The organism is Pedobacter sp. KLB.chiD, from assembly GCF_047040275.1.
Classification (GTDB): Bacteria; Bacteroidota; Bacteroidia; order Sphingobacteriales; family Sphingobacteriaceae; genus Pedobacter.
Genome location: NZ_CP178207.1, coordinates 2,549,341 through 2,566,113, shown reverse-complemented (window position 1 = coordinate 2,566,113; position 16,773 = coordinate 2,549,341). Strand labels below are relative to the sequence as shown.

Here is a 16,773-nt window from a genome sequence, read left to right as displayed (position 1 = left end):
CTGTCATGCAGGATTTTTCTATTTTTTGCACCAACCCACCCACCTAAACCCGACAGTAGCGGAAATCCTTTTTGTTTTAGCTGCTTTAATAAACCACTGATGGCTCTACAAAAAGATTGTAGCTTATGGCGGGACTATCGTAACCGATTGTAGCTGAACCCTGCTTTCCAAAAAAAACGAAGAAGCTATTAAAAGTGAACAATGGAACTAAACCGTCGGCGTAATCTTATCCAACTTGCTGTAATCCATTACCATTTTACCGTCATTAGATTTGTCAACTTTTTTGTCTCTTTACTATTAAAGTAGAAAAATCTGCATTTGAATCGTGCCTGTCATGCAGGATTTTTCTATTTTTTGCACCAACCTACCCACCTAAACCCGACAGTAGCGGAAATCCTTTTTGTTTTAGCAGCTTTAATAGCCCACTGATGGCTCTACAAAAAGATTGTAGCTTATGGCGGGACTATCGTAACCGATTGTAGCTGAACCCTGCTTTCCAAAAAAAACGAAGAAGCTATTAAAAGTGAACAATGGAACTAAACCGTCGGCGTAATCTTATCCAACTTGCTGTAATCCATTACCATTTTACCGTCATTAGATTTGTCAACTTTTTTGTCTCTTTACTATTAAAGTAGAAAAATCTGCATTTGAATCGTGCCTGTCATGCAGGATTTTTCTATTTTTTGCACCAACCTACCCACCTAAACCCGACAGTAGCGGAAATCCTTTTTGTTTTAGCAGCTTTAATAGCCCACTGATGGCTCTACAAAAAGATTGTAGCTTATGGCGGGACTATCGTAACCGATTGTAGCTGAACCCTGCTTTCCAAAAAAAACGAAGAAGCTATTAAAAGTGAACAATGGAACTAAACCGTCGGCGTAATCTTATCCAACTTGCTATAATCCATTACCATTTTACCTTCTTCGTTATGATAATACATTTTTTCAAATCTGGCGTCCATTTCTATTTCCTCGTCCTGATAACTGGTTCTGGCATGAATGGTTTGTGAAAAAGTATCATCAAAAGCCTTAAGCATCACAAAAATTTCTACCTCTGCCTGCTGCAGTTCGGTTAACGATTTTTCGTAAAACGGACTTTCTTCGGTAATCGGGTGTACCAGGGTCCAGTTTAAAGATAAAATGCCAATTTTTTCTCGCTCTAAAGCCAAAGGATAAAACCTGCGCATCTGCTTGCCATCTACGGTTTCATTGTACGACATCACCATCTGTACCTCCACTTCAATAAGCTGGTTGCGACGCAAATTAACCAAACGGCACATTAAACCATGCCCTTTTTCATAAGGCGCAATGACCATTTTTTTGCTAAAACTCACTTTAGACGTAGGCCGGCTGAAACGGCCATACAATAAACCTGTTGCCAATGCAAAAGCCAGCAGCCCCAGCATACTCTCGAAAGCAGCCAGAATGCTGGTTATAAAACCTTGTGGAGAGATATGGCCATAGCCCACGGTCGAAATGGTCTGGGCCGAAAAGAAAAAGGCATCAAAAAACTGATCTCGGCGTGTCAGGCCTTCAGCACCTTCTAAATTTTCAATTCCAACAACATTATATAATACTGCAAATATGGTATTCACCATGAGGTAGGCTATAAGAATGACAAAGAAAAACCTTGGCCAGCTCATGGTGACCAGGCGGGTGTAGGTATCGTCGAACTTAAACCAGGGCAGGCCGGTACGCTCGATATTTGCGGAACCATCTGGGTTTAGCATGCGCTGGTTTTTGGTAACGGGATTGGAACCGAAACCGAAATCATCATTAAACTGTACTTTTCTTTTAAAGAAAACCATATATTTTTAGAAAGATTTTGGAATATTAAAAAACTATGTCAATATTTGCTTTATACAAACATGATCATTAAAAACTTAAATAACAATTGGTGGTGGCATAACGAAATTCGTTAGGCAAATTCTATTGTTATATATTTTTAAAATATTTTAAATACAACGAAGAGGATTGCCCAAAAAGCAATCCTTTTTTTGTGCGATTTTTTAAACATCGCCAGGGTTCGTGGAGAAACGAACCGGAACGGGCACAGATGGTTTGTGGAGATACAAACCATGGCGTAGATAAATTTTTGAGTGATTGTCATGCTGATCCGATAGCTATCGGATTTATTTCAGCATCTGTATGAAAGATTCTGAAACAAGTTCAGAATGACGATAAGAAGTAATAAACATGAAAAAAATATTAAACCATTTATTTGAGAACAAGAGTTTTAGCAGGGAAGAAGCAAAAAATATTTTAATCTCTATTTCGGAGGGTGCATTTAATTCTTCGCAGATTGCCGCTTTTATTACGGCTTATGCCATGCGGAATATTACGGTGCAGGAATTACAGGGCTTTAGGGATGCCATGTTGGATATGTGCGTAAAGGTAGACCTTTCTGCTTACGATCTGATCGATCTTTGTGGTACCGGTGGTGATGGGAAAGATACTTTCAACATATCTACCTTGTCGTCATTCGTAGTAGCAGGGGCAGGGCATCACGTAGCCAAACATGGCAATTATGGTGTATCTTCGGGCTGCGGATCATCAAATGTAATGGAATACCTGGGCTATAACTTTACCAATGATGAAGCTACTTTAAAACGCAATCTGGATGCGGCAGGCATTTGCTTTTTACATGCACCCCTTTTTAATCCGGCGATGAAAATCGTTGCCCCGATCAGAAAAGAATTGGGTGTGAAGACCTTTTTTAATATGCTTGGCCCAATGGTTAATCCCGGACAACCAAAATACCAGATGGTTGGTGTTTTTAGTTTGGAACTGGCCCGTTTATATGCCTACCTATATCAGGATACGGATAAAAGTTATACCATTGTACATGCTCTTGAGGGCTATGATGAAGTTTCTTTAACCTGCGATGTAAAAACGTTTTCGAATAAGGGAGAGCAGATTTTAACCCTTGGTGATATGGGCTTCGAAAAAGTGGATGTCAATGGAATTAAAGGTGGTGATACGGTAGAGTCATCAGCTAAAATATTTATGGATGTGCTTAATGGCGAGGCAACAGATGTGCAGAATAATGTAGTGTTGTGTAACTCTGCATTAGCCATCAAAACGATAAAACCTGAGTTGTCTTTTGCCGATTGTTTCTATGAAGCAGAAGAATCTTTAATGAGCAAAAAAGCATTAAACAGTTTCAAAAACCTACTGGCATGTTAAAGTTAAAAGTTTGTGGAATGCGTTTGGCAGCCAATATTGCTGCGGTGGCAGAACTGCAACCTGATTATTTAGGCTTTATTTTTTATGAGAAATCGCCCAGGCTGATCAGCGATGTTTCTGCCGAATTGATTAAATACATTCCTGCAGAAATTAAAACCGTAGGTGTTTTTGTAAATGAAGACCTCGAAAAAGTAAAAGATAAGATAAACTTACTGAAGTTAAAAGCTGTTCAGTTACATGGCAGCGAATCGCCTGAATACTGTAACGCATTAAAATCAAGCTTCTCATCGTTAGAGGTGATTAAAGCTTTTGGAATAGACGAAGATTTTGATTTTTCAGTTTTGGAAGCTTATTTAGATAAAATTGATTATTTTCTTTTCGATACCAAAACCAATGCGCATGGCGGATCTGGAAAAACATTTAACTGGTCTGTTTTGGACCAATATACATACACAAAACCTTATTTTTTAAGTGGTGGGATTGATTTGGAACATACCACAGCCATCAAGAACATAAACGATGATCGTTTATATGCCCTGGATATTAATAGCAGGTTTGAAATCGAGCCTGGTTTGAAGGATCCGGAGAAAGTTAAAGAATTTATTAAAGAAATGGAGCTGATTAACATATAAGTTGATCCGTCATTCCCAACTTGATCCGATGGTTATCGGATGGGAATCGTAATGCAATACGCTTTAAGATCCCCCGCCTGCGAGGTAATGACGACTTGACTTATCTTTAGCAGCTACCGATATGACAAACTGGTTGACGAAAATATTATGAAATACAAAGTAAACGAAAAAGGATATTACGGAGATTTTGGTGGCGCGTACATCCCCGAAATGCTTTATCCGAATGTAGAAGAACTGCGTCAGAATTATTTAAAGATCATTGCTGATCCTGATTTTCAAAAGGAATTTCATCAGCTGTTAAAAGATTACGTAGGGCGCCCTTCGCCTTTATACCTGGCCAAAAGATATTCGGAACGCTACGGTGCCAATATTTTCTTAAAAAGAGAAGATTTAAACCATACGGGGGCACATAAAATCAACAATACCATCGGACAGATTTTATTGGCCGAAAAACTGGGCAAAAAGCGGATTATTGCCGAAACTGGTGCTGGTCAGCATGGTGTGGCTACTGCAACGGTTTGTGCGCTGCGTAACCTGGAGTGTGTGATTTACATGGGCGAGGTCGATATCGAGCGACAGGCACCAAATGTGGCCCGCATGAAAATGTTGGGTGCAAAGGTAGTTCCGGCAAGTTCGGGCAGTAAAACTTTAAAAGATGCCACTAATGAGGCCATGCGCGATTGGATCAACAATCCGGTTGATACGCATTATATCATTGGTTCTGTAGTTGGCCCGCATCCATACCCGGATATGGTGGCGATTTTTCAATCGATCATCTCTGAAGAGACCAAAAAACAGCTGTTGGAGCAAACCGGTAGCGATCAGCCTGATTATGTGTTAGCCTGTGTGGGTGGTGGCAGTAATGCTATGGGTATGTTTTACCACTTTATGGACGACGAAAATGTAAAACTGATTGCTGTTGAGGCAGCAGGAAAAGGTGTATCGAGCGGATTTTCAGCAGCCACTACTTATCTGGGCAACGAAGGCGTTTTACATGGTAGCAGAAGTATTTTAATGCAAACGCCGGATGGGCAGGTGGTAGAGCCGCACTCAGTTTCGGCAGGATTAGATTATCCTGGCATTGGTCCGCAACATGCGCATTTGTTTAAAACCGGCCGTGGGCGATATGTTTCCATTACCGACGATGAAAGTCTGGAAGCAGGTTTATTGTGTACTAAACTGGAAGGTATTATTCCGGCCATCGAAAGCGCACATGCCCTGGCTTATTTGGAAAAAATGGAATTTAAAGGTGGCGAAAATGTAGTGGTTTGCCTTTCAGGCCGCGGCGATAAGGATCTGGATACTTACATTAAATATTTTAATTTATAGATGTAAAATAATAGATATGAGATATTAGACTTCTTGTCTGGTTCTCAAATCTCAAATCTCACATTTCAAAAATATGAATCGAATTAAACAACTCTTCCTGGAGAAGAAAAATATACTGTCAATTTATTATACTGCCGGTTATCCAAATTTGGGCGATACCATTCAGATCGCTGAAGCATTGCAAAAATCAGGTGCTGATATTTTGGAAATCGGCTTTCCATATTCAGATCCTGTTGCCGATGGACCAGTAATCCAGGCCAGTAGCAAACAATCATTAGATCAGGGTATGACGCTTAAGCTCCTTTTTGAGCAGTTGAAAGACTTACGCAAACACGTCTCTATCCCGGTTTTGTTAATGGGGTATGTGAATCCGGTTTTGCAGTTTGGTGTAGAGAATTTTTGTAAAGCTTGCGCCGAAGTTGGGGTAGACGGCTGTATTGTACCCGATTTGCCGATGGTAGAGTATGAGGAATTTTATAAAGATTGCTTTGAAAAGCATCATTTGAGCAATGTGTTTTTGATCACCCCCCAAACCACTGAAGAGCGTATACGCAAAATAGATAGCCTGACCAATGGATTTATTTATCTGTTATCATCTTCAGCTACAACTGGTAAAAATTTAGAAGTAGGCAATACTACCGAGGCTTATTTTAGCCGTATCAAAGCAATGAACCTTAAAAATCCAACCATGATCGGCTTCGGAATCAGCGATAAACAAACTTTCGATAAAGCTTGCTCTTATGCCAACGGTGCCATTATTGGTACGGCTTTCGTTAGAGCCATAGCTGAAGGGAACCTGGAAGAAAGCATCAGTGATTTTATGAAGAAATTTAAGGATTAAAATCTGAATTTTTTAAATGATCGTCATCTAACAGCATACAGTCCAATTTGGAAATCCACAAACAGGTGTTTCATTAAGCTGTGCTTCAGGAGATGACGATCGTTTTAACACTGATGTTGTTAATTTAGCATTTATATGGCTATTACAATCCTGAATAAATGGAAGCGGGTTAGTCGATTCCATTATTCAATATCAATTGATCCATAATTCTTGAGATTTCCTTCGCATTCTGGTAAACCATAAAATGAGTTCCGTTTTCGATAACGAAATCTGGCATTGCTTTTTTGGAATAAAGAATTTTGTCATCAGTGCCATGGATGTGGTAAATCCTCTCCGGTACAGTTTTGTTTCTCCAACTTAAAATGCTTCCGATTGCGCATTTTAAAAAATGAGGATCAGTATCTTTTATAATCCTGCTCAGCAGTGTTTTCTCACTACCAGATCGTGTGCCAAAATAATAATGCTGTGTAAGTTTGTTAGATGCTTTTAAAAACCTGGCCGGAATAAACTTTAACAGTTTAAGTTTTCCGGCAAAGCGGTATAATACGGGTAAATGGCTGCTTAACATGGTGCTGGATATAATAATCATTGCAACAGGTTTTAATCGTTTAGCCATTTCCACTGCGATCATCCTCCGAAAGATAGGCCTACCAAAGCAAATGGCTGATTGGTATTTATAACCCGGCTCAAACGTTCAGCGTAAACTTCAAGTGTTTCATTTTTATGGGGATCTATCCATTCAACATGGATAATTTTGATCTTCTCGCTAAGCCTTAATTTGGAAAAAATCCGCCGGTCAGCTCCGAGGCCGCTAATAAAATAAGTATTCATTAAGCTGGTAAGTTCCAGTCGATCGGTTTGATGTTATTTTGTTTCAAAAGTTGGTTTGCTTTTGAAAAATGTTTCGACCCAAAGAAGCCATTGTAGGCCGAAAAAGGTGAGGGGTGGGCCGCTGTTAGTACATAATGCTTCTTTTGATCAATCAATGCCGCCTTTTGCTGCGCATATCTGCCCCATAATAAAAACACGATATGTTCGCGTTTCTGAGATAACGCTTTAATAATTTCATCGGTAAAAATTTCCCAGCCGCGGTTCTGGTGCGAGCCAGCTTCTGAAGCACGAACAGTTAAGGTGGCATTTAACAACAGCACGCCTTGTTCTGCCCAGTGCGTTAAATGGCCGTGATTTGGCGTTTTAAAACCTTCAATATCAGTTTCCAGTTCTTTGTAAATATTTTTTAACGAAGGCGGAACGGCTATACCGCGTTGTACGGAAAAGGATAAGCCATGCGCCTGGCCCACACCATGATAAGGGTCCTGGCCTAAAATCACTACTTTTACTTTATCAAATGGGGTCGTATTCAATGCATTAAAAATATCCGCACCTTTCGGATAAATAGCTGCACCTTTCTGCTTTTCCTCCTGTAAAAAAGACTTCAGTTTAATCATATAGTCTTTTTCAAATTCCCCTTCTAAAACGGCTAACCATCCCGGTTCTAATGCTGCTGACATAATATTGGTGTAAGATTTATATGTAAAATTGATTTTGGATAATGTTTAGGAAATAAATTTTAGTCGATGGTTCATGGTTTAATAGCATGGCTAATGGCTTCAATGGTGATTTATACAAAAAAATGCATTATTGACTATCAACCATGAACCAGGAACCATTTTTACTATGAACCTCAAATCATAAACCAAAACACATCTGAGAACATTTAAGACCTCTTCTTGTATATCGCTAATAAATCTCCTTCGAGTGTTGTTTTAGGTCCTTCAATAATCCTTCCTAATTCCTTGCCTTTTTTATCAAAAACAATGAAAGTTGGTACCCTTACAATGTCCAAACCATTCAGTATTCCGTTTTCAGCCTTTTTGTTTCCATCAACAGCTATAATCTCTACATTCTTTTCTTTAAAGTGTAAGGCATCCAGAATTTTAAGGAAGTTTGGTACGTTCGCCTTGCTATCGCCACACCAGGTTCCTAAAACAATTTTGATTTTTTCGTTCCTGATCAGTTTTTTCAGTTCGATCATAGTTGCGGCATCGGGCACATATGCCTCATAAAGTGGGTCGTACATTTCCTTAAACTCAGGGAAAGTAGTGATGCCCTCTCGGGTGCACGCATTAATCAATATGTCTTTATTGTGAACTTCATCGTGTATTTTTTTATTCAAGTCTTGTGCAGAAACGTTCATTGCAAGTATGATTAGGGTTATGGATAAGAACATTTTCATAGTTTATAGATGTTTTTTCTGAGCTTTTAAATTTTTATTGAAATTATTGTTTTAAAATCTAATTTGTGCCATTTAAACACGATATTTGCAAAAAAAATAATTAGGATAAAATTTATGCCAAATATCATCAGATTAATTGCGGGGTTTGCTTTACTGGGTGGCGCAGTAGCTTTATTTATTTTCGGTTTCTGGCCTTGGGGTATTATTGCCATTTTATTGGGGATAATTGTACTGGTAACGTATTTCTTTAATGAAAACATGCTTTTAGCACAATGGTTTCTTAGAAAAGATAACATGCCCAAAGCAAAAATGTTTTTAGATCGTATTACCAATTACGAAACCCAGTTGATTAAAGTGCAACATGGTTATTATAACTTATTGATCGGCTTAATTGAAAGCAGAACAGCACCCATGCAGAGCGAAAAGTATTTCAAGAAATCGCTTGCCTTAGGAATGCAAATGGATCATAATATTGCTTTGGCAAAATTAAGTTTAGCTGGTATTGCCATGGCTAAGCGCAACAAACGTGAGGCAACGATGTACCTTGCCGAAGCTAAAAAAGCTGATAAAAATAAATTGCTGGCCGATCAGATTAAACAAATGAAAGATCAGATGGGTATGATGGATAAACAACAGCAGGTACGTTACAGATAGTATTTATGGTATCGTATATAGATAGAGCCATTTCAGAAATGAAATGGCTTTTTTTGTGGCAAATCGTAACATGCTTAGTATTTTGTAAAGGTGTTGTTCGTCAATTAATAACCATATTTATTTTTTAGGAAATGAGACTAAAAAAACGAAAGCTTCATCAACACCAGCTGAGCGTACTTCCTTCAAATTAGGTAAAAAATCAAAACCAAATTCTGTTTTTCATTGTAGTTTATATAAAATTTAAAAACTATGGCAACATCACAAGAAGGGAGTACCAACAATACTCAGGAAGAAAATAATATCCAGGATTTAGGCGGAAAAGAAGCGATTGAAAAGCTGAGAACACTGGCTGATAAAGCAGAAAGTTGCTTTTTTTGTACAAATATTAAAACTGGTGTACCATTATCAGTAAGACCAATGGCTATTCAGCAGGTTGATGATGAAGGTAATATTTGGTTTATGAGTATGAAAGACAGTCATAAAAATGAAGAAATTTCTGCTGATCCTTTTACCCATTTATTATTCCAGGCAGGCGCACATTCAGGTTTCGTAAATATTTATGGTATTTCAGAAATCAGCAGGGACCAGGCCAAAATAGATGAGCTTTGGAGTCCGTTTATTAAAACCTGGTTTCAGGGCGGGAAAGACGATCCGAATATTACCCTGATCAAAGTAATTCCATCAGAAGGATATTACTGGGATACCAAACATGGTACAGCTGTTGCCTTTTTAAAAATGGCTGCATCCGTAATTACAGGTAAAACGATGGATGATTCAGTAGAAGGAACTTTGGATGTTGATTAGAATGACAAATGTTCAAACCGGTTAATCGGTTAACTGTATAAAATAGTTAATCGGTTAATCTTTAAATGAACGCGTTACTGCTAACTGCCAATTGCAAAATGGTTATTTATCTCCTAAATAATCAAAGCCTTCAAAGTCTTCTCTTTGGGCCCTTTTACTTAAAATATCATCTTCTTCAGCCTGTTTTCTGGAGAAGAACAAGGCTTCGGCCTGTATTCTTTTTATTAATTGGCGAACCAGCGTTAAATCGAAAGCATCTTTACTTAATTTAATGCAGTATTCTCTTTCGTTAATTTCTAAACTTGATGTATTCATATGGCAATGATTTAATTATCGATTGCTGTAAATATAAAAAAGGCTTGCCAAACAATTGTTGGCAAGCCTTTTAAGTTTATGTTATGTTTTTGTTAAAAACCGGGTAAATGTTTTACTTCCAGGTTAACAAATTTTTATTTATGAGATAGAAATAGGCCGTCATCTGTTTTGGCCACTTTCAGAATGCCTTTGCCGGTTAAGCCTTTTAGCGTAGTATCCCATTTTTTATTGCTCCAGTCGGTTAATTTCGCTTTTACGTCAGCTAACAGGTACTGTTCGTTTTCTTTTACTAAGGCATATAATTCACTTTCTTCAGCGCTCATCTCGATTTTCTTTTTCTCCGGACGCATCTGTGGGAAGAAAAGAACTTCCTGAATGGTACTTTGGTTGGTCATCAACATCACTAAACGGTCAATACCAATACCTAAACCCGATGTAGGTGGCATACCATACTCTAAAGCGCGTACAAAATCATCATCCATGGCCATCGCTTCGTCATCGCCACGGGCAGCTAATTTTAACTGCTCTTCCAAACGTTCTTTCTGGTCAATCGGATCGTTCAATTCCGAATAAGCATTGGCAATTTCCTTACCATTTACAAATAGCTCAAAACGTTCTACCAATCCCTCAGCAGAACGGTGTTTTTTAGCCAAAGGAGTCATTTCGATTGGATAATCGGTAATATAGGTAGGCTGAATCAGGTTCGCTTCTACTTTCGCACCAAAAATTTCGTCAATTAATTTACCGCGTCCCATCGTATCATCTATTTCAATGCCCAGATCTTTGCAGGTTTGTGCAATCTCATCCTCGGTCATTGCAGAAACATCAATACCCGTATATTTTTGGATGGATTCGTACATGGTTAGTTTTTCGTAAGGCCCTTCGAAATTTATCTCATGCTCACCAACTTTAACCAATGCTGAACCTGTTGTAGCTATAGCTACTTTTTCTAAACATTCCTCTACCATAGCCATCATCCAGATATAATCTTTATAGGCCACATAGATTTCCATTGAAGTAAATTCAGGATTATGGGTACGGTCCATGCCTTCGTTGCGGAACATTTTACCAAACTCATACACCCCGTCAAAACCGGCAACGATCAGTCTTTTTAGATAAAGCTCATTTGCAATGCGCAGATAAAGCGGCATATCTAAAGTATTGTGGTGTGTGGCAAACGGGCGTGCCGCTGCACCACCATGAATAGGCTGTAGAATAGGGGTTTCCACTTCCATCCAGCCCTGGTTATCGAAATAATTGCGCATGGTGTTAATCACCTTGCTTCGTTTAATAAAAATCTGTTTGTAGTCGGGGTTTACCGTTAAATCTACATAACGCATACGGTAACGCAGTTCCGGGTTGGTAAATCCATCATATACGTTTCCTTCATCATCACGTTTTACGATCGGTAATGGGCGTAATGACTTAGAAAGTACTTTAAATTCAGTTACATGTACAGAAATTTCACCTGTTTGGGTAGTGAAAACATAACCTTTAACGCCAATAAAATCGCCAATGTCCAAAAGTTTTTTAAATACAGTGTTGTATAGGGTTTTATCTTCGCCCGGACAAAGTTCATCACGTTTTAAGTAGATCTGAATTCTGCCTGTCGAATCCTGTAATTCAGTAAAAGATGCAGCACCCATAATGTTCCGGCTCATAATTCTACCGGCTAATACTACTGTCTTGTATGCTGTCTTATCTGATTCATAATTGGCTAATATGTCTGCTGCGTAAGCATTTACTTCATAAGCTTCTGCAGGATAGGGTTCAATGCCTAATGCACGTAGTTGTTTTAACGACTCACGTCGTAATTGCTCTTGTTCTGATAATCCTATACTCATTTCGGGTATTTTTTGCAAAAATAAGAATTTGCAATGTGTTTATTAGTGTAATGGATATCATTTCAAACATCATTTTTTTGAAAAGACACCTTTGGGCAAAGATAAGAAAGGTATTGCAATTAATAAATGCTTTCTTTGAGATTAAAATGCCTTTTAAGGGGGATAAAAACCAATTGGATAGAAATTTGAAATTATCACCAAACCCGGATATTGATGCTATAACCATAAAGTATATGCCAGAATGCTTTTGAATAAGCCATTAAAATTTTAGGAGTAAGCGACATGAATTTAGTATTTTATGGATGTTATATTTGCCTGGAATGATTTAGCCGTTAAAAAATATGTCCCATATAAAACAAATCCCACCTTCAAGTTTTGAGTTTTTAAGATTATTAAAAAATAATAATACGCGCGATTGGTTTAATGACCATAAAACGGCCTATCTGCAAGAACTGGCATACATAGAATCCTTTGCGCAGCATTTGTTGGATTTGATGAATAACCATGATGTAATTGAAACGCCGTCCGGAAAAAAAAGTTTATACCGGATTTATCGCGATACTCGTTTTTCAAATGATAAAACGCCCTACAAAATACATTGGAGCGGCAGTTTTAAACGTGCAGGAAAGCAAAGAAGGGGAGGCTATTACTTCCATATCGAACCTGGCAATAGTTTTGTAGCAGGCGGATTTTTTGGGCCTTCCTCACAGGATTTGAAACTTATAAGGGATAATATAAGTTTTGATGCCGGGCCTCTACGTGAAATACTCAATGAAGAAACTTTTATCTCTTCTTTCGGGACATTGAAAGGTGATCGATTGAAAACAGCTCCAAAGGGTTTTGATGGTGATCATCAGGACATCGATTTATTAAAGTATAAACAGTTTTTGTTAATTCATCGATTTACTGATAAGGAAGTGTTAAGTAAGGAATTCGTAGGGCATTGCAATCTGGAATTTAAACATATGCGTCCTTTTTTTGATTACATGAGTGAAATATTAACTATCGACGCAAATGGCCTGGATCTTTAATTGATGTTATCCCTGCTAAAAAATTGAAAAGTAAACCATTTCAAAATCAGAATGATGACCATTTTTAATTATGATTCTGCTTCTACACCTTCTTCATACATTTCATTAATTGCTTCTGCATATTTCTTTTCTACAATACGTCGTTTAACTTTCATGGTTGGGGTGATTTCTCCTTCGTCGATATTGAAAGGATTGCGCTTGATTTTAAAGTTTTTGATGCGCTCAAATTTTGCCAGTTCGTTAGATATTTTTTTGATGTCCTGTTCCATCCAATCTATAATTTCCGGATTTCGGATAAAAGGATCGGCTTCTTCAAAAAATGATGGTTTAAGTTTAAAGGTCTCTTCCAGGGTTTCTCTGTTCGGAATAATAATGGCGGTAATAAACTCACGTTTATCGCCGATCAAAAACAATTGATCAATTTTCGGACTTTTTAAATAAATGTTTTCTACCGGGGTAGGGTATACATTTTTACCGTAGGCATTAACGATCATATTTTTTAAACGATCCGTGATCTGAAGATTGCCTTTATAAAAACGGCCAATATCACCCGTGTGGAACCACAGGTCTTTATCAATCGCTTCAGCAGTTTCTGCAGGTTTATTAAAATAACCTTTCATCACGCAGTGACCGCGAACAATTACTTCGCCTTCTGCACATTCAAATTCTTCATTAAAGGTATGGTGCGTTTGTATGCTGATCATTTCTTTACTTTCCACATCCTGTATGGCTACTTCAATGCCAGGGATAATTCGACCAACGGTACCATAAACCTGTCTGTGGTATTCGGTAACCGACATTACAGGTGAGGTTTCGGTTAGACCAAAACCTTCCAATATTTTAATGCCAAGATCGCCAAAAAACTCGCCTACATTTTTGGGTAGTGCAGCGCCGCCCGAAATCATAAATTTTAAACGTCCACCGGTTTTTTCTTTAATCTTACTGAATACCAGTTTTTCTGCAATTCCTTTTTTTGCCGATAAAATCAAACCTGGGTTTTTACCGGCTTCTTTTGCCAGTCTATACTTATTCCCGATTTCCAGTGCCCAGGTAAATATTTTAGCCTTCGCGCCGCCGCCAGCGGTACCACCTTTAATCGCTTTATCGTGTATGCGTTCTAACAGGCGTGGAACGCAACTCATTACGGTAGGACGTACTTCTCCCATGTTTTTGGCCAATAACTCCAAACTTTGCGCAAAAGCAATTTTACAGCCCTGTGCGCAGCAAACATGGTAAGTTGCCGTACGTTCAAAAACGTGTGATAGCGGTAAGAAAGACAGGAAAGTTTCTGTCTGATCGATTACCGGAATCTGCTGCAGACAAACCTCTACGTTTTTTACAAAATTGTAGTGGGTAAGCATTACACCTTTTGGCGTTCCCGTTGTTCCTGAAGTGTAAATTAAGGAAGAAACATCTTCAGGTAAAACCAAACTTCTGCACTGTTCAATTTCTGCCCGTTCTGCAGCAGTAACCTGATGTTTAAGTGCTAGAATATCAGAAAAGGCAATCACTTCTACATCTACATCTGCAGGAACGGTCACTTTTTCAAAATCTTTGAAAGCTGGGATAATATATTTTAATTGCCTGCAGTTGGCCGCTACCTTTAATACTTTGCGATAAAGGAAGTTATTTCCAACCAGAATAGCTTTTATACCAGAGTCGTTAATGATATAAGCTACTTCCTGCTCAGAGAGTGTAGGATAGATGGAAACATTGATTACACCAATCTGCTGGATACCCTGGTCATAATACACATATTCCGGAGAATTCTCAATCATTAAACCTAAACGATCGCCTTTTTTGATGCCTTTTTCCAGAAAAAATGCAGAAACAGCATCGGCTCTTTTTAAAGTATCTTCATAGGAAATTTCAGCCCATTCTGTACCTTGTTTGTGGATTAAAAAAGTTTCCTGGGGTTTGTGGATATTTTTTACAACATTCCGCAATAACGTAGGAACAGTTGAAAATTCGTTTATTAATGGCATGCTCGTAGTTGGTTCGCTGATTATAATTAACAATTATAAGGCTTTTTGGTTTAAAAATGCTAAAGCATGATCAGCCTATCTGAAAATTAATATAAAAATGCAAATTTAAGCTATTGCCAACTGTAAAAAAAATGAACATGTACTGATAAGAAAATGAATAGGCGTACTTGTTTTTAGGTATATCGATATCGTTGTTTTCAATTGTTTTTAAGTTGTTTAAGTCGGATGATTGGATGTGGCATTTCAATTGTGATCCCGCATTTTAAAAATTAGACTTAAAAATTTGCATGATGAAAAAAACAACGAAATTAACCAGGGTAGCCAAAGGATGTGCATTTGCTTTGATTGTAGGTGTAACACTGCAATTTTCAGCTTGCTCTAAAAACAACGATATTAATCCGAGCGATGATGATATCCTAAACAAGAAAATTGAAGACATTATTCCGCAGCAGTATGTAGATAGTTTGACCAAACTGGGCTTTACCATAAATAAAGGTACTACGCCACCAAATGTAAATGGATCTTACTTATTTAAACCTTTTACGATAAAAAGCAGTAATATACCCTACGATACTTATCAGCCGGGTTATGTGCTTAATGATGGCGTAGTTAAACTTTATGAGCAAAGTACCAGCGATTTTAGTATAAAAATGTTGGGTAAAAACTTTATTGGTGCGGCAGATACCAGCGTTGTAACCGCGATTAGTGGCAATGGAAATAAATTTACCGTTTACGGAAAGGTAAAAGCCTATAGAAACGGTGGTTACAATTTTTATGCTTTTTTAATGTCAGGAGAGAAAGACGGCAATAATATAAAAAACGGAATTGCAGGTATTATTAATATTGATGATTCTCATTCAGGACCTAATACCATTAAAGAGGGGCAGGGCAGAGTTGCCTATGATGGCGATTATACTTCCGGACCTACAGATTTTAATAGCAAAACTTTTTCGGTTACGGAAAGCAATACCTTTAGCAGTAAACCATTTCAATTTAAATAACAAAAAAAGCGGCTTCGGAAAATCTCCAAAGCCGCTTTATTTTTGCTGTTAAATTTATACGGAGAAACTCTCTCCACAGCCGCAGGTACGACTGGCATTCGGATTTACAAAATTGAAACCCTTTCCGTTCAAACCATCCGTAAAATCCAGTTCAGTTCCGGCCAGGTAAAGGAAAGATTTCATATCTAAAGCAATTTTAATTCCTTTATCTTCAAAAAACTGATCCCCTTTTTGTTCCTCGTTATCGAAATCTAAATTGTATGATAAACCAGAGCAACCACCACCTTTTACCGAAACACGTAAAAAGTAATCAGAACCCATTTCCGAATCCTGCATTAAGTGTTCTATTTTGTCTTTTGCTTTATCTGTTATCGTAATCATAATATTAGGATTTGAATATCGAGTATCAAGATAAAAAATCGAATCATCGTCTCGACACTTGATACTAAATACTTATTACTTTTTATTAGTGGTGCGATTTTTCCAGCGCAATTGCTTCTAAACCATTTTTAACACGGTAATCGTTAATAGCAGATTTAATTGCGTCTTCTGCCAAAACGGAGCAATGGATTTTTACCGGAGGTAAAGCCAATTCTTCCACAATATCCATGTTATCGATAGCCAATGCCTCATCAATTGTTTTTCCTTTTAACCATTCTGTTGCTAAAGATGAAGAAGCAATAGCAGAACCGCAACCAAACGTTTTAAATTTAGCATCGGTAATTACGTTATCTTCTCCAACCTCGATCTGTAGGCGCATTACGTCGCCACACTCAGGCGCACCAACTAACCCGGTGCCTACAAATTTACTGTCTTTATTTAAAGTACCTACATTACGAGGGTTATTGTAATGATCAATTACTTTTTCTGAATATGCCATGTCTTTATTTTTTTAGTCTCCTAAAGGAGCAATTTT

17 protein-coding genes are annotated in these 16,773 nt (G+C 37.9%); 8 read left to right on the top strand and 9 right to left on the bottom strand.

What is annotated here, in order from left to right; translation table 11 throughout:
• Window positions 1-865 precede the first annotated feature (865 nt).
• Window positions 866-1,807 carry an ion channel gene (locus ACK1I8_RS10420; protein WP_412469259.1) on the bottom strand — a complete coding sequence of 314 codons (942 nt, stop codon included), beginning with the start codon at window positions 1,805-1,807 and terminating at the stop codon, window positions 866-868.
• A 388-nt stretch (window positions 1,808-2,195) separates the two neighbouring features.
• On the opposite strand from ACK1I8_RS10420, the gene trpD reads away from it, so the two are divergent.
• The 4 genes from trpD (at window position 2,196) to trpA (ending at window position 5,987) form a co-directional block, all read left to right on the top strand.
• Complete coding sequence (gene trpD / locus ACK1I8_RS10415) at window positions 2,196-3,185, top strand: anthranilate phosphoribosyltransferase (protein ID WP_412469258.1); 990 nt, start codon at window positions 2,196-2,198, stop codon at window positions 3,183-3,185.
• On the top strand, window positions 3,179-3,817 hold the full coding sequence (locus tag ACK1I8_RS10410) for a phosphoribosylanthranilate isomerase (RefSeq protein WP_412469257.1): 639 nt from the start codon (window positions 3,179-3,181) through the stop codon (window positions 3,815-3,817). The genes trpD and ACK1I8_RS10410 overlap by 7 nt, the downstream gene beginning before the upstream one ends.
• Window positions 3,818-3,964: 147 nt before the next feature.
• On the top strand, window positions 3,965-5,146 hold the full coding sequence (trpB, locus tag ACK1I8_RS10405) for a tryptophan synthase subunit beta (protein ID WP_412469256.1): 1,182 nt from the start codon (window positions 3,965-3,967) through the stop codon (window positions 5,144-5,146).
• A 73-nt stretch (window positions 5,147-5,219) separates the two neighbouring features.
• On the top strand, window positions 5,220-5,987 hold the full coding sequence (gene trpA, locus ACK1I8_RS10400) for a tryptophan synthase subunit alpha (RefSeq protein WP_412469255.1): 768 nt from the start codon (window positions 5,220-5,222) through the stop codon (window positions 5,985-5,987).
• Between the two features lie 169 nt (window positions 5,988-6,156).
• On the opposite strand, the gene ACK1I8_RS10395 is transcribed toward trpA, so the two are convergent.
• The 3 genes from ACK1I8_RS10395 to ACK1I8_RS10385 all read right to left on the bottom strand — a co-directional run bounded on the left by ACK1I8_RS10395 (window position 6,157) and on the right by ACK1I8_RS10385 (window position 8,223).
• Window positions 6,157-6,576 (bottom strand): hypothetical protein, encoded by a 420-nt coding sequence (locus ACK1I8_RS10395; protein ID WP_412469254.1) that lies wholly within the window; start codon window positions 6,574-6,576, stop codon window positions 6,157-6,159.
• A 241-nt stretch (window positions 6,577-6,817) separates the two neighbouring features.
• The gene (gene ung / locus ACK1I8_RS10390; RefSeq protein WP_412469253.1) at window positions 6,818-7,498 is read right to left on the bottom strand and encodes a uracil-DNA glycosylase; all 681 of its coding nucleotides are present in this window, start codon (window positions 7,496-7,498) and stop codon (window positions 6,818-6,820) included.
• 206 nt (window positions 7,499-7,704) lie between these two features.
• On the bottom strand, window positions 7,705-8,223 hold the full coding sequence (locus tag ACK1I8_RS10385) for a thioredoxin family protein (RefSeq protein WP_412469252.1): 519 nt from the start codon (window positions 8,221-8,223) through the stop codon (window positions 7,705-7,707).
• A 114-nt stretch (window positions 8,224-8,337) separates the two neighbouring features.
• Between ACK1I8_RS10385 and ACK1I8_RS10380 the strand changes: the two genes are divergently transcribed.
• Together ACK1I8_RS10380 and ACK1I8_RS10375 are read left to right on the top strand one after the other, a co-directional pair.
• Window positions 8,338-8,877, top strand: a complete 540-nt coding sequence (locus ACK1I8_RS10380) for a hypothetical protein (protein ID WP_090496042.1) — start codon at window positions 8,338-8,340, stop codon at window positions 8,875-8,877.
• 249 nt (window positions 8,878-9,126) lie between these two features.
• The gene (locus tag ACK1I8_RS10375) at window positions 9,127-9,681 is read left to right on the top strand and encodes a pyridoxamine 5'-phosphate oxidase family protein (protein WP_412469251.1); all 555 of its coding nucleotides are present in this window, start codon (window positions 9,127-9,129) and stop codon (window positions 9,679-9,681) included.
• A 102-nt stretch (window positions 9,682-9,783) separates the two neighbouring features.
• Here ACK1I8_RS10375 and ACK1I8_RS10370 read toward each other — a convergent pair whose 3' ends face one another.
• Window positions 9,784-9,996 carry a hypothetical protein gene (locus tag ACK1I8_RS10370; RefSeq protein ID WP_412469250.1) on the bottom strand — a complete coding sequence of 71 codons (213 nt, stop codon included), beginning with the start codon at window positions 9,994-9,996 and terminating at the stop codon, window positions 9,784-9,786.
• A gap of 134 nt (window positions 9,997-10,130) precedes the next feature.
• Window positions 10,131-11,840 carry a lysine--tRNA ligase gene (gene lysS, locus ACK1I8_RS10365; protein WP_412469249.1) on the bottom strand — a complete coding sequence of 570 codons (1,710 nt, stop codon included), beginning with the start codon at window positions 11,838-11,840 and terminating at the stop codon, window positions 10,131-10,133.
• Between the two features lie 341 nt (window positions 11,841-12,181).
• On the opposite strand from lysS, the gene ACK1I8_RS10360 reads away from it, so the two are divergent.
• On the top strand, window positions 12,182-12,871 hold the full coding sequence (locus ACK1I8_RS10360; protein ID WP_412469248.1) for a DUF2461 domain-containing protein: 690 nt from the start codon (window positions 12,182-12,184) through the stop codon (window positions 12,869-12,871).
• A gap of 68 nt (window positions 12,872-12,939) precedes the next feature.
• Here the strand turns inward: ACK1I8_RS10360 and ACK1I8_RS10355 are convergent, their stop codons facing one another.
• The gene (locus ACK1I8_RS10355; protein ID WP_412469247.1) at window positions 12,940-14,856 is read right to left on the bottom strand and encodes an AMP-dependent synthetase/ligase; all 1,917 of its coding nucleotides are present in this window, start codon (window positions 14,854-14,856) and stop codon (window positions 12,940-12,942) included.
• 287 nt (window positions 14,857-15,143) lie between these two features.
• Between ACK1I8_RS10355 and ACK1I8_RS10350 the strand changes: the two genes are divergently transcribed.
• A complete protein-coding gene (locus ACK1I8_RS10350; protein WP_412469246.1) occupies window positions 15,144-15,857 on the top strand; it encodes a hypothetical protein in 714 nt (237 codons plus the stop codon).
• 54 nt (window positions 15,858-15,911) lie between these two features.
• On the opposite strand, the gene ACK1I8_RS10345 is transcribed toward ACK1I8_RS10350, so the two are convergent.
• Both ACK1I8_RS10345 and iscU read right to left on the bottom strand, forming a co-directional pair.
• A complete protein-coding gene (locus tag ACK1I8_RS10345) occupies window positions 15,912-16,238 on the bottom strand; it encodes a HesB/IscA family protein (RefSeq protein WP_090987437.1) in 327 nt (108 codons plus the stop codon).
• 85 nt (window positions 16,239-16,323) lie between these two features.
• Window positions 16,324-16,737, bottom strand: a complete 414-nt coding sequence (gene iscU, locus ACK1I8_RS10340; protein WP_039476200.1) for a Fe-S cluster assembly scaffold IscU — start codon at window positions 16,735-16,737, stop codon at window positions 16,324-16,326.
• Between the last annotated feature and the right edge of the window lie 36 nt (window positions 16,738-16,773).

Excerpts from the sequence above, each read along its gene's own strand:
- ACK1I8_RS10420 (WP_412469259.1), bottom strand. The coding sequence starts at position 1,807 with ATGGTTTTCTTTAAAAGAAAAGTACAGTTTAATGATGATTTCGGTTTC.
- trpD (WP_412469258.1), top strand. The coding sequence starts at position 2,196 with ATGAAAAAAATATTAAACCATTTATTTGAGAACAAGAGTTTTAGCAGG.
- ACK1I8_RS10410 (WP_412469257.1), top strand. The coding sequence starts at position 3,179 with ATGTTAAAGTTAAAAGTTTGTGGAATGCGTTTGGCAGCCAATATTGCT.
- trpB (WP_412469256.1), top strand. The coding sequence starts at position 3,965 with ATGAAATACAAAGTAAACGAAAAAGGATATTACGGAGATTTTGGTGGC.
- trpA (WP_412469255.1), top strand. The coding sequence starts at position 5,220 with ATGAATCGAATTAAACAACTCTTCCTGGAGAAGAAAAATATACTGTCA.
- ACK1I8_RS10395 (WP_412469254.1), bottom strand. The coding sequence starts at position 6,576 with ATGATTATTATATCCAGCACCATGTTAAGCAGCCATTTACCCGTATTA.
- ung (WP_412469253.1), bottom strand. The coding sequence starts at position 7,498 with ATGTCAGCAGCATTAGAACCGGGATGGTTAGCCGTTTTAGAAGGGGAA.
- ACK1I8_RS10385 (WP_412469252.1), bottom strand. The coding sequence starts at position 8,223 with ATGAAAATGTTCTTATCCATAACCCTAATCATACTTGCAATGAACGTT.
- ACK1I8_RS10380 (WP_090496042.1), top strand. The coding sequence starts at position 8,338 with ATGCCAAATATCATCAGATTAATTGCGGGGTTTGCTTTACTGGGTGGC.
- ACK1I8_RS10375 (WP_412469251.1), top strand. The coding sequence starts at position 9,127 with ATGGCAACATCACAAGAAGGGAGTACCAACAATACTCAGGAAGAAAAT.
- ACK1I8_RS10370 (WP_412469250.1), bottom strand. The coding sequence starts at position 9,996 with ATGAATACATCAAGTTTAGAAATTAACGAAAGAGAATACTGCATTAAA.
- lysS (WP_412469249.1), bottom strand. The coding sequence starts at position 11,840 with ATGAGTATAGGATTATCAGAACAAGAGCAATTACGACGTGAGTCGTTA.
- ACK1I8_RS10360 (WP_412469248.1), top strand. The coding sequence starts at position 12,182 with ATGTCCCATATAAAACAAATCCCACCTTCAAGTTTTGAGTTTTTAAGA.
- ACK1I8_RS10355 (WP_412469247.1), bottom strand. The coding sequence starts at position 14,856 with ATGCCATTAATAAACGAATTTTCAACTGTTCCTACGTTATTGCGGAAT.
- ACK1I8_RS10350 (WP_412469246.1), top strand. The coding sequence starts at position 15,144 with ATGATGAAAAAAACAACGAAATTAACCAGGGTAGCCAAAGGATGTGCA.
- ACK1I8_RS10345 (WP_090987437.1), bottom strand. The coding sequence starts at position 16,238 with ATGATTACGATAACAGATAAAGCAAAAGACAAAATAGAACACTTAATG.
- iscU (WP_039476200.1), bottom strand. The coding sequence starts at position 16,737 with ATGGCATATTCAGAAAAAGTAATTGATCATTACAATAACCCTCGTAAT.